23 protein-coding genes and 1 pseudogene are annotated in these 20,996 nt (G+C 36.4%); 5 read left to right on the top strand and 19 right to left on the bottom strand.

Annotated features, from left to right (window positions below; all coding sequences use genetic code 11):
* Nucleotides 1–18: 18 nt before the first annotated feature.
* The 5 genes from IGJ20_RS04305 to IGJ20_RS04285 all read right to left on the bottom strand — a co-directional run bounded on the left by IGJ20_RS04305 (nt 19) and on the right by IGJ20_RS04285 (nt 4,753).
* Nucleotides 19–2,247: a penicillin-binding protein gene (locus IGJ20_RS04305; RefSeq protein ID WP_002381310.1), complete on the bottom strand. Its 2,229-nt coding sequence runs from the start codon at nt 2,245–2,247 to the stop codon at nt 19–21.
* On the bottom strand, nt 2,247–2,654 hold the full coding sequence (gene ftsL, locus IGJ20_RS04300) for a cell division protein FtsL (RefSeq protein ID WP_002358883.1): 408 nt from the start codon (nt 2,652–2,654) through the stop codon (nt 2,247–2,249). The genes IGJ20_RS04305 and ftsL overlap by 1 nt, the downstream gene beginning before the upstream one ends.
* Nucleotides 2,655–2,670: 16 nt before the next feature.
* Nucleotides 2,671–3,627 carry a 16S rRNA (cytosine(1402)-N(4))-methyltransferase RsmH gene (gene rsmH / locus IGJ20_RS04295; protein ID WP_002355891.1) on the bottom strand — a complete coding sequence of 319 codons (957 nt, stop codon included), beginning with the start codon at nt 3,625–3,627 and terminating at the stop codon, nt 2,671–2,673.
* A gap of 14 nt (nt 3,628–3,641) precedes the next feature.
* Nucleotides 3,642–4,073, bottom strand: coding sequence for a division/cell wall cluster transcriptional repressor MraZ (gene mraZ / locus IGJ20_RS04290; RefSeq protein ID WP_202522400.1), 432 nt, complete (start codon nt 4,071–4,073; stop codon nt 3,642–3,644).
* A gap of 287 nt (nt 4,074–4,360) precedes the next feature.
* Nucleotides 4,361–4,753: a DUF3397 domain-containing protein gene (locus IGJ20_RS04285; protein WP_002383401.1), complete on the bottom strand. Its 393-nt coding sequence runs from the start codon at nt 4,751–4,753 to the stop codon at nt 4,361–4,363.
* Nucleotides 4,754–4,997: 244 nt separating this feature from the next.
* Here IGJ20_RS04285 and IGJ20_RS04280 point away from each other — a divergent pair, with 244 nt between their 5' ends.
* From IGJ20_RS04280 to IGJ20_RS04270, 3 genes and pseudogenes are all read left to right on the top strand, one after another.
* On the top strand, nt 4,998–5,963 hold the full coding sequence (locus tag IGJ20_RS04280; protein ID WP_002402987.1) for a magnesium transporter CorA family protein: 966 nt from the start codon (nt 4,998–5,000) through the stop codon (nt 5,961–5,963).
* 67 nt (nt 5,964–6,030) lie between these two features.
* Entirely contained in the window at nt 6,031–6,141 is a 111-nt protein-coding gene (locus tag IGJ20_RS04275) for a DUF4044 domain-containing protein (RefSeq protein WP_002383399.1), read from the top strand.
* A gap of 101 nt (nt 6,142–6,242) precedes the next feature.
* A pseudogene (locus tag IGJ20_RS04270) lies at nt 6,243–7,645 on the top strand (IS3 family transposase).
* Between the two features lie 102 nt (nt 7,646–7,747).
* Here the strand turns inward: IGJ20_RS04270 and recN are convergent.
* From recN to IGJ20_RS04215, 11 genes are all read right to left on the bottom strand, one after another.
* Entirely contained in the window at nt 7,748–9,421 is a 1,674-nt protein-coding gene (gene recN, locus IGJ20_RS04265; RefSeq protein ID WP_202522398.1) for a DNA repair protein RecN, read from the bottom strand.
* 17 nt (nt 9,422–9,438) lie between these two features.
* Entirely contained in the window at nt 9,439–9,888 is a 450-nt protein-coding gene (locus tag IGJ20_RS04260) for an arginine repressor (RefSeq protein WP_002358881.1), read from the bottom strand.
* Between the two features lie 138 nt (nt 9,889–10,026).
* A complete protein-coding gene (locus tag IGJ20_RS04255) occupies nt 10,027–10,842 on the bottom strand; it encodes a TlyA family RNA methyltransferase (protein WP_002355880.1) in 816 nt (271 codons plus the stop codon).
* Between the two features lie 13 nt (nt 10,843–10,855).
* The gene (locus IGJ20_RS04250) at nt 10,856–11,737 is read right to left on the bottom strand and encodes a polyprenyl synthetase family protein (RefSeq protein ID WP_002355879.1); all 882 of its coding nucleotides are present in this window, start codon (nt 11,735–11,737) and stop codon (nt 10,856–10,858) included.
* Nucleotides 11,737–11,967 (bottom strand): exodeoxyribonuclease VII small subunit, encoded by a 231-nt coding sequence (locus IGJ20_RS04245; RefSeq protein ID WP_002355878.1) that lies wholly within the window; start codon nt 11,965–11,967, stop codon nt 11,737–11,739. Before IGJ20_RS04245 ends, IGJ20_RS04250 begins: the two co-directional genes overlap by 1 nt.
* 1 nt (nt 11,968) lies before the next feature.
* Complete coding sequence (gene xseA, locus IGJ20_RS04240; protein WP_010707749.1) at nt 11,969–13,315, bottom strand: exodeoxyribonuclease VII large subunit; 1,347 nt, start codon at nt 13,313–13,315, stop codon at nt 11,969–11,971.
* Between the two features lie 9 nt (nt 13,316–13,324).
* On the bottom strand, nt 13,325–14,170 hold the full coding sequence (locus IGJ20_RS04235) for a bifunctional methylenetetrahydrofolate dehydrogenase/methenyltetrahydrofolate cyclohydrolase (protein ID WP_202522397.1): 846 nt from the start codon (nt 14,168–14,170) through the stop codon (nt 13,325–13,327).
* A gap of 103 nt (nt 14,171–14,273) precedes the next feature.
* Entirely contained in the window at nt 14,274–14,726 is a 453-nt protein-coding gene (gene nusB / locus IGJ20_RS04230) for a transcription antitermination factor NusB (protein ID WP_002355875.1), read from the bottom strand.
* Entirely contained in the window at nt 14,719–15,150 is a 432-nt protein-coding gene (locus IGJ20_RS04225; RefSeq protein WP_002355874.1) for an Asp23/Gls24 family envelope stress response protein, read from the bottom strand. Before IGJ20_RS04225 ends, nusB begins: the two co-directional genes overlap by 8 nt.
* 332 nt (nt 15,151–15,482) lie before the next feature.
* Complete coding sequence (locus tag IGJ20_RS04220; protein WP_202522396.1) at nt 15,483–15,803, bottom strand: MazG-like family protein; 321 nt, start codon at nt 15,801–15,803, stop codon at nt 15,483–15,485.
* Nucleotides 15,804–15,816: 13 nt separating this feature from the next.
* Nucleotides 15,817–16,881 carry a M24 family metallopeptidase gene (locus IGJ20_RS04215; protein WP_002391500.1) on the bottom strand — a complete coding sequence of 355 codons (1,065 nt, stop codon included), beginning with the start codon at nt 16,879–16,881 and terminating at the stop codon, nt 15,817–15,819.
* Between the two features lie 171 nt (nt 16,882–17,052).
* On the opposite strand from IGJ20_RS04215, the gene IGJ20_RS04210 reads away from it, so the two are divergent.
* Nucleotides 17,053–17,868 (top strand): metallophosphoesterase, encoded by an 816-nt coding sequence (locus IGJ20_RS04210; protein WP_010777490.1) that lies wholly within the window; start codon nt 17,053–17,055, stop codon nt 17,866–17,868.
* A gap of 70 nt (nt 17,869–17,938) precedes the next feature.
* On the opposite strand, the gene psiE is transcribed toward IGJ20_RS04210, so the two are convergent.
* Nucleotides 17,939–18,391, bottom strand: a complete 453-nt coding sequence (psiE, locus tag IGJ20_RS04205; protein ID WP_002355869.1) for a phosphate-starvation-inducible protein PsiE — start codon at nt 18,389–18,391, stop codon at nt 17,939–17,941.
* A gap of 420 nt (nt 18,392–18,811) precedes the next feature.
* Between psiE and IGJ20_RS04200 the strand changes: the two genes are divergently transcribed.
* On the top strand, nt 18,812–19,078 hold the full coding sequence (locus IGJ20_RS04200; protein WP_075575598.1) for a hypothetical protein: 267 nt from the start codon (nt 18,812–18,814) through the stop codon (nt 19,076–19,078).
* Between the two features lie 24 nt (nt 19,079–19,102).
* On the opposite strand, the gene IGJ20_RS04195 is transcribed toward IGJ20_RS04200, so the two are convergent.
* Together IGJ20_RS04195 and IGJ20_RS04190 are read right to left on the bottom strand one after the other, a co-directional pair.
* Nucleotides 19,103–19,969 carry a hypothetical protein gene (locus IGJ20_RS04195; protein WP_016633090.1) on the bottom strand — a complete coding sequence of 289 codons (867 nt, stop codon included), beginning with the start codon at nt 19,967–19,969 and terminating at the stop codon, nt 19,103–19,105.
* 2 nt (nt 19,970–19,971) lie between these two features.
* A complete protein-coding gene (locus IGJ20_RS04190; protein ID WP_075575597.1) occupies nt 19,972–20,472 on the bottom strand; it encodes a Panacea domain-containing protein in 501 nt (166 codons plus the stop codon).
* Nucleotides 20,473–20,996 lie beyond the last annotated feature (524 nt).

Raw genomic sequence — 20,996 nt, 5'->3', positions numbered from 1 at the left:
CCTAATTATTCTACGTTATTATTCTGTGCCTTCTAAAGTCACGGTTAATTTTTTCTCCGTAATTTCAGTTTCAGCAGCGATACTTTGTTTCGTCACATAGCCTTCACCTTTAAACTCGACAGTCAAACCTAATAGATCACCAAACTTGGTAACATCGCTCTTCGACCAGCCGGTTAAATCAGGCATATAGTTCGTTCCATTTGTGATCAAAATCAATTTCTGATTAGGCATTAATGTTTGACCAGACGGTGTTGATTGTTTCTTGATTTTTTCACCATCACCGATAATCACAGGATCCACCCCGTTCACTTTGGCATTGGCCAACGCTTCCGCTGGTGTCATGTTTTTATAATCAGCAACTGTGACTTTATCAGAAGCTACTTTCGTTGTTTCCGGATCTGTCTCTTTAATGTCTAACGCTAATTTCATTAATGGGTTTGCAATTGCCGCCATTGCTTCTGAAGGCGAACCTGATTTTGCTTGTCTAAGTGTAATATACAAAACATATTCAGGATTATCCGCTGGGACCATTTCCACTACAGAAGACAAGACTTGACTTGCCCCATCAACGTACCCTTTACCATCTGAAATCTGGGCAGTTCCTGTTTTGGCAGCAACATGATAGCCTGGTACTTTATAAATATCATACGCAATCCCATAAGTTGGGTCTTCAACGGTATCAATCATGTACGTACGAATCTGTTGAGCTGTTTGCGCTTTGATTGGGGTTCCTACGATTTGTGGTTCCGTAATCGTTTCTTTTCCTGTATTTTTGTCAACAATTTTGCTGATGTAATGAGGTTGCAACATTGAACCGTCATTTGCAATAGCTGAGAAACCTTTCATCATTTGGAAATTAGTAACTGTAATTGCTTGACCAAATGCCGACATTGCTCTATCTACAAAGTTTGTTCCTGGCAATTTACCAGCAGATTCACCACTTAAACCTGAATGCGTGCTCGTACCAAAACCAAATTTTTTCAAATATTCCATCCATTTTTCATCACCCATTTTTTGTTCTAGTTTTACCATACCAATATTACTAGACCAAGAAATGGCTTGACGATAATTCAAATATTCTTTGCCGTTCAACCGAGTGTAGTCATGGTCATTCACAGTTACATCCCCAACCTGAATTCCACCAACACGATTGAATAATTCATTAGGATTAAACTGTCCTTGTTCCATAGAAGCAGCTGTTGTAAATAATTTGATTGTTGAGCCTGGTTCATAAGGACTTTCAACTAATAGGTTCTGCCACGTGCCATTATCGTCTAACCCTTGTTTCGTTTCAGGATTAAATGTTGGCCGTTGAGACATGGCAACAATTTCGCCTGTTTTTGCTTCCATTAACATGGCAGTCATAGAAACTGGTTCATATTTTTCATTAACTTGCGTCATTAAATCTTCTAAGGTATTTTGCAAGCGACTATCTAGCGTCGTGTAAATATCTTGACCATCCACTGCTTTTTTCTCTTCCGCCACAGTTCCTGGTAAGGCATTGCCATAAATATCTTTTTCAAAATACACACGGCCATCGGTTCCACTTAAAATATCATTATAGGTCTGTTCTAGTCCCATTGCTCCTACTAAGCCTTCTTTATCATCATCTGGATTGGCTGCTTTTGTATAGCCAATAAAGTGAGAAGCAAACTGACCATTGGGATATAATCTGGCTGGATGTTCATTGAAATAAACACCTGAAATTTTTTTCTTTTTCAAATCTGCTTCAATTTTTTGGCGTGTTTCCAAGGTGATGTTTTGACCACCCGTACCAAATTCCACTTGATATTGTGTTGACCCATCTTCATGGATCCCATTATTCAAGTATTTCAATGCTGTTTTTTTGTCTAGTTTGGTATATTTCGCTAAAATTTCAGCAATATCATCGAAGTCTTTTTTCTCCGCATATAGCTTTTCATTATTTTGTCCCGTATATTTTTTTGATAATACGACATATAACGAATAGGAAGTAGCATCTTCTGCAATTGGATTACCATATCGATCTAAAATTGATCCTCGCTTAGCTTTTACCACTTGGCTTCCTTCATATAGAGAAGCTGTTTTTTCCTTTAGTGATACACCGGCTACTTTGCCTGTTGCCACAATGTATGTCGTTCTAAAGGCAAATAAAAAGAACAATCCAATACTCGTAGCGAATAAAATGATGCCTACTTTTTTACGATTGTTCATCGGATTTAAGTTTTTCTTTTTCATGAATTGTTTAAATTTATGTCTTTTACTCATTATTTAACAGTCCTAACATTGTCGCCGTTATTTTCTAGTCCTTGTTTTTTAGCGACATCTTTGATTCGATCTGATTTAGAAAGTTCGCTTCTTTCTTGTTCCAATTTCAAAGCGTTATCTTCCTTTTCTTTAATGACTGCTTGTGTTTCTGTAATATCGTTCATGGTTTGGACAATTGTCGTTCTTACTTGAATTGTCGCAATTGCAATACCAATCGTTGCACAAACTAATACAACACCGATTAATTTTTCTAGTAAAGAGACATTTTTTAGTTTCTTTTTGGGTAATAGAGTGGGGACAGGTAGTGTTTCCTCTTGCATTTTTCTGTCTTGCTCTGTTGCCACAGTTGGCTGATCCATTTCTGGTGCTTCATAATGGAAATCATTTACTTTCTTCAATTCAGCCATGTGTCTACCCCTCTCTCTATCTAGATTTTATTTTTTCGGCAATGCGTAACTTCGCACTTCGTGAACGATTATTCTCAGATAACTCACTGTCACTTGGTAAAATTGGTTTTCTGGTAATTACTTTTAATTCTGGTTGAAATTCTTCTGGTACCACTGGAATGCCTGGTGGCAAATCTTGTACCGTACTGTATTCTTTAAACATTGTTTTAACAATACGATCTTCTAACGAATGGAACGTAATCACACTGATTCTGCCATTTTTCGCTAGCAAATCAATTGCTTGTTCTAGCGACTCTTCAACTGCCCCTAATTCATCATTAACGGCAATGCGAATTGCTTGGAAAATTCGTTTTGCAGGATGTCCACCTTTGCGTCTTGCTGGAGCTGGAATCGCCGTCTTAATAATCTCAACAAGTTCACCTGTTGTTTCAATTGGCTGCTTTTCACGAACACGTTCAATTTCTCGAGCAATCTGTTTCGAAAATTTCTCTTCCCCATAACGAAAGAAAATTTTTACTAACTCACTATAGCTATACGTATTCACCACTTCGCGAGCCGTCAAGGGTGCGTCTTGATCCATGCGCATATCTAAGGGTGCGTCTTGATGATAGCTAAAACCACGTTCCGCTTCATCTAATTGTGGTGAAGAAACACCTAGATCGTATAGAATCCCATCAACATGGAACACCCCGTGTTCTGCCAATTCTTCTTTAATATTTCTAAAATTTGATTTGATGAAGGTCACTTGACCTTTGTCTACATATTTCTGCAAACGAGTCTTAGCATGTGCCAACGCTTTTTGGTCTTGATCAAAGGCATATAAATGACCGTGCTCATTCAATTGTGTCAGTAAGTATTCACTATGTCCGGCACCACCGAGTGTGCAATCTACGTATACGCCATCCGGCTTCACTTGTAATCCATCCACTGTTTCTTTTAAAAGAACAGTGTAATGGCGAAATTCTTCAGTCATCATTTGCCTCATTCCTAAAATCCAAAATCAATCATTGTTTCTGCTAATTCATCAAAGTTTTCTTCAGCTTCATCAGAGAATGCATGCCAACGTTCGTCACTCCAAATTTCAATTCGGTTAGAGACGCCGATAACAACACAGCCTTTTTCTAAACTGGCATGTGTTCGTAAATTCGCCGGAATATTGATACGACCTTGCTTATCAATCTCACATTCTGTTGCAGCGGAATAAAAGAATCGTACAAAGGTACGTGCATCTTTCTTAGCTAAGGGCATTTCTTGAAGTTTTGCTTCAAGTTGTGACCATTCATTTAAAGGATAACCAAATAAACAGCCATCCATCCCTCTCGTTACCACAAATTTTTCACCAAGTTCCTCACGAAACTTTGATGGAACGATTAGGCGGCCTTTGGCATCGATATTATGTTGGTATTCACCCATAAACATAGCCAATACACCCGCTTTTCCACTTGATAGAACAAGTCTACCACATCCCACCACTTTCTACCACTATAAATCTAAAAACTTCTATTTTTTAACTGTTATTTAAAATTTCTGTAATATTTACAGGGTTTTATGTAACAAGCATCACCCAACAAAAAATGTTATTATAACAAGGTTTTTACTATGTTTTTTATAAAATAACCCCACAAATAACAAAAAAACCCCACGGAGTGGGGAGTTGTGGGGGACATTTTCCCACAGCGTATTTCCCCTATTGTCTCCACGCTTTATTACAGTAGATAATGACTGATATTTAGCAAGATAAGCAACACATACAACACAAACGTTAGTAAAAACGTCAACCGCCAAAACATCTTGAAATATCGTCTATATAAAATCTCTCCATAATAATAAGCTTGAAACAGGGCAACAGCGACTCCTAATAACAAAATAGAAATCACAAAATACGGCATAATCGATTCATCATAACTATCTTTGGATAACTCATGGATCCCTATGAATAAAAACGGAATGGCCAAATCCGGTGCTTTTATTTTCCAACGTTCCGTTAGGGAAAAAGTGGACACGAGAAAATTGCACGCAAAGAGCACAATTACCGGAAAAATATACCAAAATAACATTATTGCCGAAAACGACACCATTCTCTCAACAAATCCTTTCATTCCACCTGCTATAACTATACTTCATCAACGTTACACAGATGTTTCATTTCGTTTAAATATATGTGCTAAAAGCCCTTTTTGCTTGCTTTTTCATATAAACAACGGATTACTTATCAAACCATTTTCAAAACGAGGCCTCACCTATCGCGGCCACTTATTTTTGAATGTTTTTTATAAGCTTTTCTTCTCGTATTGTGTCATACTTCTATTATAATGGATTTAGAACAAAAAATGTTGATTCGGGGTGAATCTTTTGATTAATTATTTATTATTGAAAAATGACTATTTTGAACCTTGTTCACCAGACGATGAAGCCCTAAGTTGGATTTCGGTAGAATCTCCTACAGAAGAAGAAATCGAGCGTCTCGTCAATCAATACCACTTACCAACAGATTATCTTACCGGCGTTTTAGATGATGAAGAAAATGCTCGAGTGGAAGGTTTCCGCCACGAAAAATTACAAACGCCTACGTTACTTTTATTTCGTTATCCCAAAGCTAGTATCAGTCCTAGTGGCTATCTGCAAGTAGAAACGGTGCCGATTGCTTTAATCGCAACCATCGATAACAAACTAATTACTGTTAGCAATGGGCCTAACGACATCGTTCATGGGATTCAAAAAGAGGCGTTCACCCATCAAGATCTTTCTATTGAGAAGGCCTTAATTTTAGCCCTTTCATGGAAGATGGCCCTTTCCTTCAATAAAAACTTACAAGCACTTATCCAACAAACCAACAAACTTGAAGGAGAGCTCCAAGTAGCCACAGAAAATAGTCAATTGTATCAGATTATGGACATTCAAAAAAGTCTAGTTTATTTTGAAGCAGCTTTAACGGATAATTTAAAAGTATTAAAACGTTTATATAGCGCTGAAATTTTTAATCATCCAGAAAAACATTTGCCATTTTTAAGGGATATTCTGATTGAACTAGAACAAGGACTGAATACGACTAAAATACAACTAAAATTAGTTGATAACATTAGTAATACTTTTTCAGCAATCGTTTCAAATAACTTAAATAATGTCATGAAAATTTTAACATCCTTAACAATTGTCCTGACCATTCCAACCATCATCGGAGGAATTTACGGCATGAATGTGAAACTCCCTTTTGCAGAGCATGAATATTCCTTTTGGATTATTTTTGCCATCACTACCTTAATCTGCATAATTAGTATTCGAATTTTAAAGAAAAAGAATCTCTTATAACTTTAGGTTGCTGTTTTCAGGAAAAGGTTGTACACTATTAGCAGAAATTAAAAAGGACGTGTCATTTATGAACGACAAAGAACAAAGTCGCTTTTCAAAAATCACGAAAGTCGTGGTTTGGCTAATGCTGATCGCAATTGTAGGTTCAACTGTTTTAACAGCGATTCTTAGTCTTTAAACTGGAGAACTTCTTCACACATTAAAAGTAAAAAAACAGCCCTTTCTGAGCCGACCCCCAAAAGTTAGACCTAGAAATCTAACTTTTGGAGGTTTTTTTGTATGGCAAAATACAGTTTTGAATTTAAACTTAAACTTGTTCATGACTACTTATCTGGTCAAGGAGGTCTAAGGTTTCTCGCAAAGAAGTATGGGTTTAAAGATAGTTCTCAAATAAGCAAATGGATAAATGCCTATAAAGAACTTGGTGAAGAAGGCCTACTTCGCAGTCGAAAAAATAAGAATTACTCTGTTCAATTTAAGCTAGATGCGATAGAGTTATATTTAACAACAGAGTTGTCCTATCAAGAAGTAGCTAATCTTCTAAAAATGAACAATCAATCATTGATTGCGAATTGGCTTAGAACGTATCAGAAGTTTGGTATAGAGGGACTCTCTAAACAGAAAGGACGTCCACCTACCATGTCTAAAAAGAAACGAAATGAACCCCAACCACTACCAAGTGAACGATCTCAAGTAGAGAAACTAGAAAAAGAAAATAGAATGTTAAAAATTGAGAATGCCTATTTAAAAGAATTGAGGAGACTGCGTTTAGAGGACGAACAAAAAATGAACGAATCGCACGAATCATTCACAGTCTCCGAAGACACTTTCGATTAAAAGATATTTTGGAAACCCTAAGGTTTCCAAAATCTACTTACATGTACTGGCAAAAACGCCTCGACAGAACAGCTTCAACACAAATCATCGAAGAAGAAATTCAAGCGATTCGTAAAAAACATCAACATTATGGCTATAGAAGGATGACCCAAGAATTGAAACGACGTGGATTTCAAGTGAATAAAAAGAAAGTCCAGCGATTAATACAAAAGTTAAAGTTACAAGTCAAAGCTTTTACTAAGAAATCCAGAAAATATAATTCCTATAAAGGAACCGTTAGTAAAATCGCTAAAAATTTGATTCGTCGCCGATTTAAAACCTCTGTTCCTCATCAAAAAATTACAACTGATACAACTGAATTTAAGTACTTTGAAGCAGATAACGCAGGCATCTTTCGTCAGAAAAAACTATACTTAGATCCATTTATGGATATGTATAATAGTGAAATTCTAAGCTATAGCCTTTCTACTCAACCAAATGGTAAAACAGTTATGGAAGGTCTGAAAGAAGCAATTTCTCAAACAAATGATTGTCCCTATCGGCGCACCTTTCACTCTGATCAAGGCTGGGCTTATCAAATGAATGTCTATATACAAACATTAAAGGACAATAATATCTTTCAAAGTATGTCTCGAAAAGGAACCTGTTTAGATAATTCTCCTATGGAGAATTTCTTCAGTATCCTAAAACAAGAAGTGTACTATGGAAAAATCTATCAAAGTCAAAATGAATTGAGAGAAGCAATTGAGAACTACATTTATTATTACAATCATCACCGAATCAAAGAAAAACTTAACTGGAAAAGCCCAGTAGAATTTCGACAATTCAATCAAAAAACTGCATAAAAATAGAGTGGAAAAATCCACTCTATAAAAAGTCTAACTTTTTGGGGTCACTACATTCTATCAATTGAAGGGGCTGTTTTTTTACTTGCTCAAATAGAGCGGCTATTTTTTCGCCATCGCCAACAGCTCTTGTGCATGTTCAATGGTTAATTTCGTAATTTCACTTCCTGCGAGCATACGCGCAATTTCGTTTACTCGCTCTTTTTCAGATAAAATTCGGACGCTTGTTTCTGTCCGACCCGCCACGATTTCTTTTTCAATAAAATAATGTTCATTGGCAACGGCCGCCACTTGGGGCAAGTGCGTGATACACAACACCTGCGAATTTTCTGAAATTTGATAAATTTTATCGGCAATCGCCTGTGCTACTCGGCCACTGACTCCTGTATCCACTTCATCAAAAACAATACTAGTGATCCCTTGTGTTTGAGAAAAGATTGTTTTCATAGCCAGCATCACTCGCGAAAGTTCTCCGCCAGAAGCCACCCGAACTAACGGTTTTAATGGTTCCCCTGGGTTAGTAGTAATATAAAATTCTACTCCGTCTAAGCCATTTTCTTGTAAATGCTCAAGTTCTGTAAAGCGGACTTCAAATTCAGTTCGCTCCAAATATAGTTCTTTTAATTCGGTTAAAATTTGTTGTTCAAGCTCTTTGGCTAGGCGCTTTCGTTCTTTTCGTAAAGCTAACGCTTGTTGATGAGCCGCTTGTTGTTTCTCTGCAAGCAACGCTTCTAAGTCACCTGTACCACCTTCCAAAAAATCAGCCTCTGCTAACTCTTTGGTGATTTCTTCATAGTAAGATAAAATCGTTTCGATCGAATCACCATATTTACGTTTCATTTGACGGATTAATTCCAAACGATTTTCTACTTCATTCAAGCGGCCTTCATCTAGTTCTAAGCCATCAATCAACCTAGAAAGATCTCCACTAGCTTCTTGTAGTAAGTAGTAAGCATTTTGAACAGTATCTGACAATGATTTATATTCTGGATCAAGGGATTCAATCGAAGCGAGTTCATTCATACTTGTTCCGATTTTATCCAAACTACTATCGTCTTCACCATTTAGTGCGGCATAACTAATCGTCAGTGCATCAGCAATCTTTTGAAAATTGTTCAGTTTATTGCGTTCTTCTAGCAATTGTTCTTCTTCGCCAGCGACCAACTGGGCACTAGCAATTTCATCACTTTGAAAATGAAGCATGTCCATTCTTTGGGCAAACTCTTTTTCATTTTTTTGTCGCTTTCTGACTTTGGCTTCGAGTGCGCGATACTCTTGATATGCCCGTGTATATTTTTCTTTGACTGCTAAAAGTTTTTTCCCACCAAATTCATCTAACATATCAATATGGCGTTCACTTTGCATCAATTCTTGATGTTCATTTTGGCCATGAATATCTACTAAATATTCCCCAATTCTTTTTAAATTAGTAATGTTGACAATTCGTCCGTTGACACGGCAAACATTTTTACCAGAAGCGGAAATATCTCGTTGAATCACTAAAGAATCTTCTTCTGTTTCAATACCTAATTCTTCTAATAATTGCTTTAATTCTTGACTTTTCGGCATTGAAAAAAGTCCTTCTAAGGTGCATTTATTTGCTCCTTGACGAATATAATCACTGGAGCCGCGTCCGCCTGTGAGTAATCCCATTGCATCAATAATGATGGATTTCCCCGCACCCGTTTCTCCCGTTAAAACGGTCATACCCATTTGAAACTCTAATTGTAACGAAGAGATAATCGCAAAATTTCTCACGGAAAGTTCTTGTAACATCTTGTTCACCTCATTCTTTATAGATAGCTTAACAGCTCTTTATGAAGTTTTTCTGCCGCCTCCTCAGTTCGTGCAATCATGAGAACACTATCATCATCGTTGATGACGGCAAAAAGTTTCTCTTGGTAATTCTTTTCGATTAAACTACCACACGCCGCCGCATTGCCAGGAATGGTTCGTAATACGACATATTTTTCCATTTGTTCTGCAGCTACAAAGGCATCTTTTAAAAGCTTTGCAAGTTTAGCACTCGTATTAGCTTGTGTTTCTAATGGAAGGCTATATCGATAACCCCCTTCTGCAGATGGAACTTTGATCAGTTTCATATCTTTAATGTCGCGAGAAATTGTTGCTTGTGTTACAGCTACGCCCTTTTCTTGTAAGTAGTTGACAAAATCTTCTTGCTTTTGAATATTTTTTTCAGTCAATAAACGTGTAATTAAACGGTGTCTATCTTGCTTTCTCATGGCGCCGCTCTCCTTTTCAGTTTACTCTTGCCCTCATCATAGCTTATTTTTATGCATTTTAAAAGATGAATTACTAGATTTATACAAAAAAGAAGCTTTCACCCGTAGGCGTCCACTTCTTTCTTCTAACTTTTCTCATCATTCCGCTAATTTTTGATGCGCATGCGCGACAACTTCTTCAATGGATTCTGTCGCTTGATAGGATCCTTCTCCCTCAACAGAAACTAAATGTGCCAAAAATTCAATGTTTCCTTCGCCACCAGTGATTGGTGAAAAATCCAAGTTTTTCACATCATAACCATTATTCATGGCAAAGCGTGTAATTTCCTCCACAACCATTTGATGGGTTTCTGGATCACGCACGATTCCTTTTTTCCCAACAAACTCTTTGCCAGCTTCGAATTGTGGCTTAATTAACGCCACCACACTACCACCTTTTTTCAAAATATCATGGAGAGGTGGCAAAATTAAGCGTAATGAAATAAAGGAAACATCAATCGTTGCAATATCCGGCACCCCTTCGGTGAAATCTTCAGGTTTACTATAGCGAAAATTGGTACGTTCCATTACCACCACGCGTTCATCTTGCCGAATTTTCCATGCTAGTTGGTTATAGCCAACATCTAAAGCGTAACTCAAACGAGCCCCATTTTGTAAAGCGACATCGGTAAAACCACCTGTGGAGGAGCCAATATCTAGCATTGTTTTGCCTTGAACGTTGATTGCAAAAACATTTAGTGCCTTCTCTAGTTTTAAGCCCCCACGAGAAACATAAGGCATTACTTGGCCCTTAGTATGTAAGGGTGTCTCCACAGAAATTTTTTCCCCTGGTTTATCTAAACGTTCATTTTTATCATTGTAAACCAAACCAGCCATCACGCTGCGTTTGGCTTTTTCTCGTGTTTCAAATAGTCCTTGATTAAACGCCAAGACATCGACGCGTTCTTTTTTCATAAGTGCCTTCTTTCTATCTCAATTGTAACTGAGTTAACAAGTTTGCTAAATGTTCTTCTGAAAAGTTGGGAACATTTGCTTTGATTTTTTCTAAAACAGCGCTGCCTTCTGCTAATTGATGTGTTAGCGCATCTTTCGCGCCAGCAATCCCTAGAAGAGCTGGATACGTACTTTTATTCAACGCTTCATCTCGGCCTACTTTTTTACCTAAATCTGCTTCTGTACTTGTGGCATCTAATAAGTCATCACGAATTTGAAAAGCCAAGCCATAGTGATGCGCAAACTGTGTCAGTAAACCAATGACTTCTTCTGTTTGATTGGCTAATACGCCCCCAGCAATTAAGGCGAATTCAATTAGCGCTCCGGTTTTCTTTTCATGAACAGCCGCTAACTCTTCTAAAGTCAAGCTGACTTTTTCTCCTTCAATATCACCCATTTGGCCGGCAACCATGCCTTGATTTCCCGCTGCCTTTGCCAGTTGTTGCATCAGTAAAACTTTTTCACTTAAGCCTAATTGACTCAAAGAAAGCAACTGAAATGCACCTGTTAATAAGCCGTCCCCTGCTAAAATGGCAGTCGCTTCACCAAACACTTTATGATTGGTTGGTTTGCCACGACGTAAATCATCATCGTCCATTGCTGGTAAATCATCATGAATTAATGAATACGTATGAATCATCTCTAAAGAGGCAGCCACTTGATAGTCTTGTGTTTCCATCTCTTTTTGAAAAGCGGCCACTGTTGTTAACACTAATAGCGGGCGTAATCGTTTGCCACCTGCGTGTATTGAGTAGAGCATTGCTTCTTTCAAACGCTCATTTTCAGTATATTCTGCGATAAAATCGACCATGACTTTTTCAACCAACGGTAAATGCTGTTGACTAAAATTCGTCATTACGCTTCCTCGCTCTCTTCAAAAACAATTTCTTCATTGTTTTCTGTCATCATTTTCGTTAAAGTTTTTTCCGCTTTTTCCAATGTATCTTGACATTGTTTACTTAATGCCATGCCCTCTTGAAAGGCAGCTAAGGCTTCTTCCAAAGGAACATCTCCTCGTTCTAAGCGCTGAACGATTTCTTCTAAGGCATTTAATGATTCTTCAAACGTTTTTTCTTTTGCTGGCATTTTAAAACTCCTCTTTTTTCGCTGTTATTGTTTCGACGTTTGCTTGAACTGCACCGTCAGCATAATGAATCGTTAATTGATCTGCTGGCTGTAACTCGGTAACAGTTTTAACGACACGGTCCTCTTTTGTAGTATAACTATATCCTCGACCCATAATTTTGAGTGGGCTGAGTAAGTCTAATTGTTGAACAGCAGACGTGAATTGCTTTTGTTTGTTTAGGAACAATTGTGTCATTTGTGTTTGCAAGTTTCGTTGTAAAAATGCCAATTGTTGCTGACTTTCTCTTAATTGTCCCTTTGGTGTCTGTTGTTGCAATTGAGCGATAATTCCTTGGGCTTGACGTTGTTTTTGGTGATGAATTGTTGTCATTGCTTGGAAAAGACGTTGCGTCATTCGATCTAATTTAATCGTTTGACCTTCATAAAGTCGCTCAGGTTGCTTAAACACATAAGAATTTTGTAGTCGTTGGAAACGTTCTGTTCGTTGTTGTAAGAGATATAAAAAGCTTTGTTCTAAACGACTACGCCGTTCACTAATTCTTAATAGTTCTTCATTTAAAACTGGTACCGCTAGTTCCGCTGCTGCCGTTGGCGTTGCTGCACGAACATCTGCTACCATATCGGCAATTGTCACATCTGTTTCGTGACCAACCGATGAAATAATCGGTGTGGTGGCAGCATGAATGGCTCGAGCCACTTTTTCTTCATTAAATGGCCATAAATCCTCGATTGAACCACCGCCACGGCCGATGATCATCGTATCAAAATCGCCTTGCGCATCGGCTCGCTGAATGTTCCGCACAATGTCATCCGCCGCCTGCTCGCCTTGGACCAAGGTTGGAAAAAGGACCAGTTGTGCAATTGGGTAGCGTCTTTTGACTGTCGTAATGATATCCCGAATGACAGCACCACTAGGACTTGTAACCACAGCGATTCGTTTGGGATAACGAGGCAACTGTTGTTTAGGCCCTTCAAAAAGTCCTTCTTTTCCTAGTTTTTCTCTTAATTCTGCCAATGCTTGATAAAGTGCACCTACACCATCTGGTTCCATATGTTCAATATAAATTTGATAGGAGCCGCTGTTTTCATAAAGCGAAATCCGCCCCACCACCATGACTTTCATGCCTTCTTTTGGTTGAAACTTCAATTTTTGAAAGGCTGATTTAAACATAATTGCAGAAATCTTCGCATGGTCATCTTTTAAACTGAAGTACTGATGCGCGTTCGCTCGGAAGCGAAAGTTCGAAATTTCACCTGTTAAATAGACACGTCCTAAGTAAGGGTCTGCATCAAATTTACGTTTTAAATACTTCGTTAAGGCTGTTACTGTTAAATACTGTTGCGTCATTTTTTCACCTTACTTTTGTTTTTTTGCTGCCTCGACTGTTTGATATATTAACATGGTAATCGTCATTGGGCCAACACCTTTGGGAACTGGTGTGATATAGCTTGCAATTTCAGAAACTTCATCGAATGCTACATCACCAATCAGTTTTCCTTCTTGATTGCGATTCATACCCACATCAATCACTACCGCACCTGGTTTCACGAACTCTTTGGTGACAAAATGCCCGCGTCCAATTGCTACAACTAAAATATCCGCTTCTTTTGCAACTTCTGCTAAATGTTCAGTTTTAGAATGGGCAATCGTCACGGTCGCATTTTTCATTAACAATAATTGTGCCATTGGCTTGCCAACAATATTGCTTCGACCAATAATCACCGCACGTTTACCTGTTAAATCAATATCATAAGCTTCAAACATCTTCATAATTCCATACGGCGTGCAAGGAATCATTTCAGGTTTGCCTACAAACAAACGGCCTAAATTCATTGGATGGAACCCATCTACATCTTTTTTGGGATCAATCGCTAATAAAATCTTTTCTTCATCAATATGTTTTGGCAAAGGTAGTTGTACAAGAATGCCATGAAAGCGTGAATCTTGATTATATTTGTCAATCTCAGCCAATAATTCTTCTTCTGAAATAGTTTCTGGCAGTTTTTCGACCTTTGACAGAATGCCAATTTTGGCTGCTGCACGTTCTTTATTTCTCACATACGTTTGGCTGGCAGGATTTTCCCCAACTAATAAAACAACTAATCCTGGTTGGATGCCTTGTTGTGTCATCTTTTCTACATCTTTTTGAATCTCTGCTTGCATTTGATCTGCTAATTCACGACCGTTAATTACTGTACTCATTCCTTCGCTCCCTCTATTGTTTCTTTACTTCTTTAATAGTATTTATTTTAGCATATAACCCAGTATCTTAACACCAGTTAGATAGTAAAAAAAGATTCAGAGCTTACGCCTCTGAATCAATTTCTTTCATTACATTTGATAACACACCATTAACAAATTTACGTGAACGGTCGTCGCTGTATTTTTTACTTAACTCAACGGCTTCATTTAATGCCACAATGTTTGGCACATCTGAAACGTATAGCATTTCAAAAATAGCTAAACGTAAAATAACAATATCTATTTTTGCTAAGCGTTGCATAGACCAGTTATTACCTAAATGGTTCGTAATCACTTCGTCTAGTTCTGCTTTGCGGCTACACACACCGCCGACAAGTAAATCTAAATACGTAGGGACTAGGTCTTCGCCATCTTCACTGACGATTTCCCGATTATCATAAGCCAATGCATAATCAATGGCATCTTGTTTGGTTAAATCAGCATTAAAATCTAAAGGAAAAAGGGCTTGGAGCGCTTTTTCACGAATCTCGTGACGGGTTAATTCTGTTTTACTCATTCTCTTCTCCATCTTCATCTTCTGGGAATAATTCATTTAAGTCTGGTTGAGGGATTTTTTCAGGTACTACCGCTACAACATGAATATTCACTTCAACTAAATCAATATCTGTCATAAATAAGACTTGTTGTTTCACACGGTCTTGCATTTCTAATGCAACTTTTGGCACAGAAACACCGTAGTTCAAGTAACAATAGATATCGACTTTTAAGCCTTCTTCTTCTGTTCGTAAATATACACCTTTGCCGTGTGCTGCACGGCCTAATAATTCATTCACATTATTGGCAAACGTGCCACGCATCCCATAAACGCCCTCTACTTTTGAAGCAGCGATTCCGATAATTACTTCAATGACTTCAGGAGCGATCACGATTTCTCCTAAAGAATCGTTTGCATTGATTACAAGATTTTTTTCTTCTGACATTTGGTTGTCCTCCTTATCTATTACGCACAAAATCGTTAAATAAACGATTTATTTGATGAATCACTAAGTCTCTTAAGGATTCTCTTTTAAGCAACGGATGATTCTTAAAAATTAAAACAACACTGGTTTCTTCAGTTAGTTGTGAAAGAACGTCCAAATTTTGCTTATCAATACTCGTTCTTAGTTTATCATTAATTAGCCTATTTCGCTACCAGAAAAGCTAAGTTCTGACTAAAAGAACAGATAATTTCTTGTCATAAATTTCTAATTCAAGCCTTTAGACGTAAAAATAAGAAAGACCAAGTAATTTTGGCTTTCTTATTTTTACGTCTTTATTCTTCAGGATAACGTTCCATTAGTTTCGTCCGATGCTTTTGCATAATCATTTCTAAAGAGATGTCATATTTATCCGCTAGAATAAATAAATTATCCAACACATCGCCTAACTCTTCCGTTAAGTTTTCCAGATTCTCTTCATCCGCCAAAACTGTTTCATCCGGTCGATCACGGCCAATTTCAATTGTCCGAATGGCTCGACACACTTCGCCGACTTCTTCTGTTAAAAAGTTGGAACGAATAAACGGATCATATTGATACCAGGTACGTTTTTTATAAAACGCGCTAATAAACCGCTGATACTCTTGGATATCCATGTTCTCCCAACCTTTATAAAATGATTAATTCTTTTGGCGCGTGTGTTAATACACGATTACCTTCAGCAGTAATTAATAAATCGTCCTCAATACGCACGCCACCAATTCCTGGCAAATAAATTCCAGGTTCGTCCGTAATCACATTCCCTGGTACAAACTGTTTATCTGCTCGGAATGAAACATTTGGCCCTTCATGAATTTCTAATCCAATGCCATGACCAGTACTGTGGCCAAACGCATCGCCATAGCCATAGGAAGCAATATGATCCCGTGCAATCGCATCTAATTGAATGCCCGTCAACCCAGGTTTAGCTTCTGCTAACACTTTTAATTGTGCTTCTAAAACAATATCATAAATTTCTTTTAGTTTTGGCTGAATACTACCAATAGCGAATGTCCGTGTCATATCAGAAACATAGCCTTCATAATAACAACCGAAATCTAAAGTGATTAACTCACCTTTTTCGATGACTTTATGGCTAGCAACGCCATGTGGCATCGCTGAACGTAGACCGCTGGCCACAATTGTCTCAAAAGAAACACCACTGGCTCCTTTTGAACGCATGAAGAAATCTAATTGATTAGCCACTTCAATCTCTGTCATTCCAGGTTTAATCATCTCTAAGACAAAGGCAAATCCTTGATCCGCGATGGCACACGCTTTTTCAATAATCGCTACTTCTTCTTCATCTTTCACTTCTCTTAATTCTTCAATCAAACCCATTACAGGAACTAATTCACATGGTAAAATTTCTTCCAATAAGCTATAATCAGCGAAACTAACTTGCGTTTCTTCAAAAGCTAAATTATCTAATTGCAAACGTTCAGCTAAATCTGCTACTTCGTCAAAAATATGTCCTGTGTTTTTAACGATAGTAAAACCAGTTGCTTGTTCCGCAGCTTGTTCCGTATAACGAAAATCCGTTACAAAAAAAGCTTTATCTAATGTAATCATTGCCAAGCCTGTTGTCCCAGTAAAATTGGTTAAATAACGTAAATTATACGGACTTGTCACTAAAAATCCTTGTAAATTATTTTCTTTCATTAACTCCCGTAACTTTTCGACTCTTGCCATCATTGGTTCGACCTTCTTTCTTTTTTCTCATTTTTCATTATAGCAAATTTGCTTCAGAAAAGCATGAATCACCAAAAAACTTCATCGAGAAAGTTTACTGAAAATTTTACCTTTCCTTATTTTTTGCTTAACACTTTTGTAGTAAACTAATTTAGCGACTTCAAGGAGGAAATTATGAACGTTTATTTATTTCTGGCACTATTTTTCATTATTATCGGCATTTTAAGCTATAGTTTTTTTATTGAACCTAAATGCTTAGTCATACACAAAAATCAAATTAAAGTAACAGAATCAGGGAAAACCTTACGGATTGTTCAACTCTCTGATATTCATTTAAAAAAGAATTATTCTGTGAAGGCCTTAAAACAGATTGTTGAAAAAACAAATACATTACAACCAGACATAGTCGTTTTTACAGGAGACTTATTTGATGATTATGCCCGTTTCGGTATCGAAATTCAGGATGAAGTGAGTCAACTTTTCCGTAAAATTAACGCCCCTTATGGCAAATTCGCTATTTATGGCAACCACGAGTATAGCGGGTTAGATACCAATTTTTACGAAACAATCTTAGAAGCTGCCGACTTTACCGTACTAAAAAACACGGGCAAATTACTGCCTGTCTCACACCACATCTCCTTGTACGTCGCTGGTTTAGAAGATTCGTTATATGGACAAACCGACTTAGCTGCGGCTTTAGTCAACCGCCCTACTGGAACGCCCACTCTGCTACTAACCCATGAGCCAGATGTCGCAGACTCAGCAGTCAACAAAAACATTGACCTCATTTTAGCAGGACATAGTCACGGCGGACAGATTCGCTTGCCTTTTTTCACTTACAAAAATCAGCTTGCTAAAAAATATACACATGGGCTTTATCATTTAGAAGATGAAACGCCGCTAATTGTTCACCCAGGAATCGGAACCACTAAAATCAGCGCACGCTTTGGTGTCTTACCAACGATTGAACTGATTGAGTTAACTATTTAACTATGCATTAAAAAGACCGCCCCACGTTAGAGAAAAATTCTCACGTTGGACGGTCTTTGATTATGTTCGATTAATGATGAAAATCTTGCTCGTGATCTTCTTCTACTTTCGCTTTTCCTAGCGTATAAAATTTGCTGCCATTTAACCCGAGAATAAATAGCACAACCACTAGTAAAAGAATTGATAAAGATAACAATAAAGTCTGCAAGCCATCGCCATGTGCAACCATTAATTGACGTAAAATTGCGGTTAAACAAATTAAAATCAAATAACGAATCGGAATATGGTGTCCTTCTTGAATATAGCGAAGAATCATCATAATAAACTCAAATAACATAAAGAATGAAATAATTTCTTGCATGATAACTGAAAAATTATCCGGCGTCATTGGCTTCATGAGATATGTAGCGAGGTCAACTAAATAACTAGCCATAAATACTAATAAGAAAACTCCTAAAATCCCTAATACAATATCCAAAATCAAATTCACGTACTTCTTTACTACACTAAAATTCTTCTGCATAATACCCTTCTTTCTTTTGACTCAATTATTTTATAACATGCTTGTTATTACATTAAATATATCATCAATTAACCTTGTCAGACAAGCAGTTAAACCCAATGTGAGATTTTTTTTATTTTGAGATGTTTCTTTATTTTCCGGCTAACCCTTTATGCAAGACAAAAAAAGCTGAATCCGCAGATTCAGCTTTTTAATCGTATTAGTTAGCTACTGGATAAACTGATACTTTAAGATTTAATTTTTCTAATAATCCCTAACTTTCTTCAACACTTATAAAATAGGCATTTGTATTAAATTCTATGTTCTGATAGTTCCTATATTTTCTTAAAGAGTATGGTCAAAGTATGGTCATTTCATACTTAGAAGAATAAAAATAATCTTAATATAATATAGTTAACTACTATCAAGGAGTTGATTTATATGAAACCCAATCATGTAGGATCAATTCATAAAATCAAGGTATTAACTACTTATCCAGAAATGTTAGTCCGCTTTTCTTTACAGACTCAAAAAGAGACTATCGATTGCATTATTTCTAAAAAAGAATTGGCGGATGAATTACTCATGTTACCTGATGGCACAGAGCTTGCTGTTTATGGTAGGTATAATCAAAAAAGGCAACTAGTTGTGGTGAAAATGTGTGTGCGGAAAATGTGTGTGCGGAAAATACAAAAAACTATTCCTTGAAAAAGGAATAGTTTTTAATGTAAATCATTTTTTATTATCAGGAAATCTTATCAATCCAAGACAATAGGATAAGATAAACAAAGCTATTATAACAATTCCAATCCCTACACCTATCATCATAGGATACTCATATAATAAACCATAATAATTGGCAATCATAACCACAGATGCTGCTAGCATAACTATAATTAAAGCTAACAAGCTTAATGTAAAAACAGGATACATTTGATATAGATTATGTTTACAATGTTTTTCTTCACAACAATTTTTAAATGTTTTGTTTGTTAACATCGCTATACCATTTAACAAAACAAATGTTAGCGCTAAAAGTCCCATTAACATTAATGATCCTAAAATAACGACTCTTGATATTTTTGCATTAGAAGTTATTCCTTCAATAATTGATTTAAAAGCATCAAATCCTACAAATAGTCCAAACAATAATGCAGAAAATATCCCTAAGATGGATATAAAATCTGTATAAACATTTTTTCTTATATCATTAAATTCTTCATTAGCAGATTTTACAGTTTTTTCAATATTAGCTAATTTTTCATTGGCATTTTTTATTTGATTTTCAAAATGTCGTTTTTGAGTAACAGCTAATTCTGCTTGTTTAATGAATTTAGAAAAGAATTGTGCTATCTCTTCACAATCCTTTGAATTAGATACATAATCTATTAATTCTTTTAAACTTTCTATATTGTATTCTTCATGAACATATATATATTCAGTTATTTGCGGATATGGCATATTTTCGCCATTTTGTGAGTCAAATCGAAATATTAAAGTCTTAAGATTATTAAATTTATGGGTGTCTTTTAAATCTTCTGTTGTTAGTTGAAAAACCTGTTCTACTAGTACAGTCTCTGCATTTTTGACTTCAGCCAACGCTAATCCTCCTGTGAAAAGAATCTTTTCATTTCAAATCTATCATATTTTAAATGTTTTTCACCATTAGCAATCCTTGCTTCATCTACTTTCCATAAATTTTCTTGATGAGTTTGTTCTACCAAATCAAATGGATCTTTATCTCCAGAACTTTCTATTACTGCATCAATACATTCACGTTCTTGAATACTAAGGCTATCAGGGTTAAATGCTTCAAACTTAAAATCCCAGACATCATTACTTTTAGTATCAAAAACAAGTACAGGTTGTGTCTCATAAATATTACTAGCACCATAATGTTTAAATTCATGATAGACTGCAGGAACAACTGGGCCTAATTTCCATTTCTCTATATCTTCTTGAAACAAGCTAGTATTTCTAGTAATTAGACATTCTACTTCAGAGTAATATAATAATTTTTGTAATTTCAAATTATTAATCGAAAACCCTTTTCTATTGCACTCTTCAATGATATAGTTTGCTGCATCAATTGCTTTTGCCATTATTAGTACCCCCTATCTAAAATTTAAACAATTTAGTCAACTAAACTTTATCATTTGAAAAAAATATAGTCAATAGGAACCACCTTTCTTTTCTCTTCTTTTAACATCCAATTCCTCACATATTTCAAGATTTCCTTCATTTGTTCCAACCTGAACATAAATACGTGTTCGATTCGCTGATCTGTTACATTTACAACATTTTTTATGTAAAAAAATACCGCCTCATTTGGGAAAGGCGACAAGAGGTAGTAATAAAACAAAAAGTTTGGTAAACATATTTTACCGCTTTCTTTTTTTAAATTCAAGTTTTCATTTTACAAAACAATTGTATTTTATTTATAATTCAAATATACAATTGTATTAAAAACACCTACTAAACATACACAACTTGGGGAAGTATTGTGCGTCTTCAGTAGGTGTTTTCTATATACACAAGATTTAACTACTATGATAAATTCGAACCATCAACCGAATGGTCATTAGCCGTTTGCTCTAACCAACTGAGCTAATGGTCCTGAAAAGAG

It is taken from the genome of Enterococcus sp. DIV0294, assembly GCF_050558155.1.
Lineage (GTDB): Bacteria > Bacillota > Bacilli > Lactobacillales > Enterococcaceae > Enterococcus > Enterococcus faecalis.
This window is presented reverse-complemented; position numbering and strand designations above follow the sequence as displayed.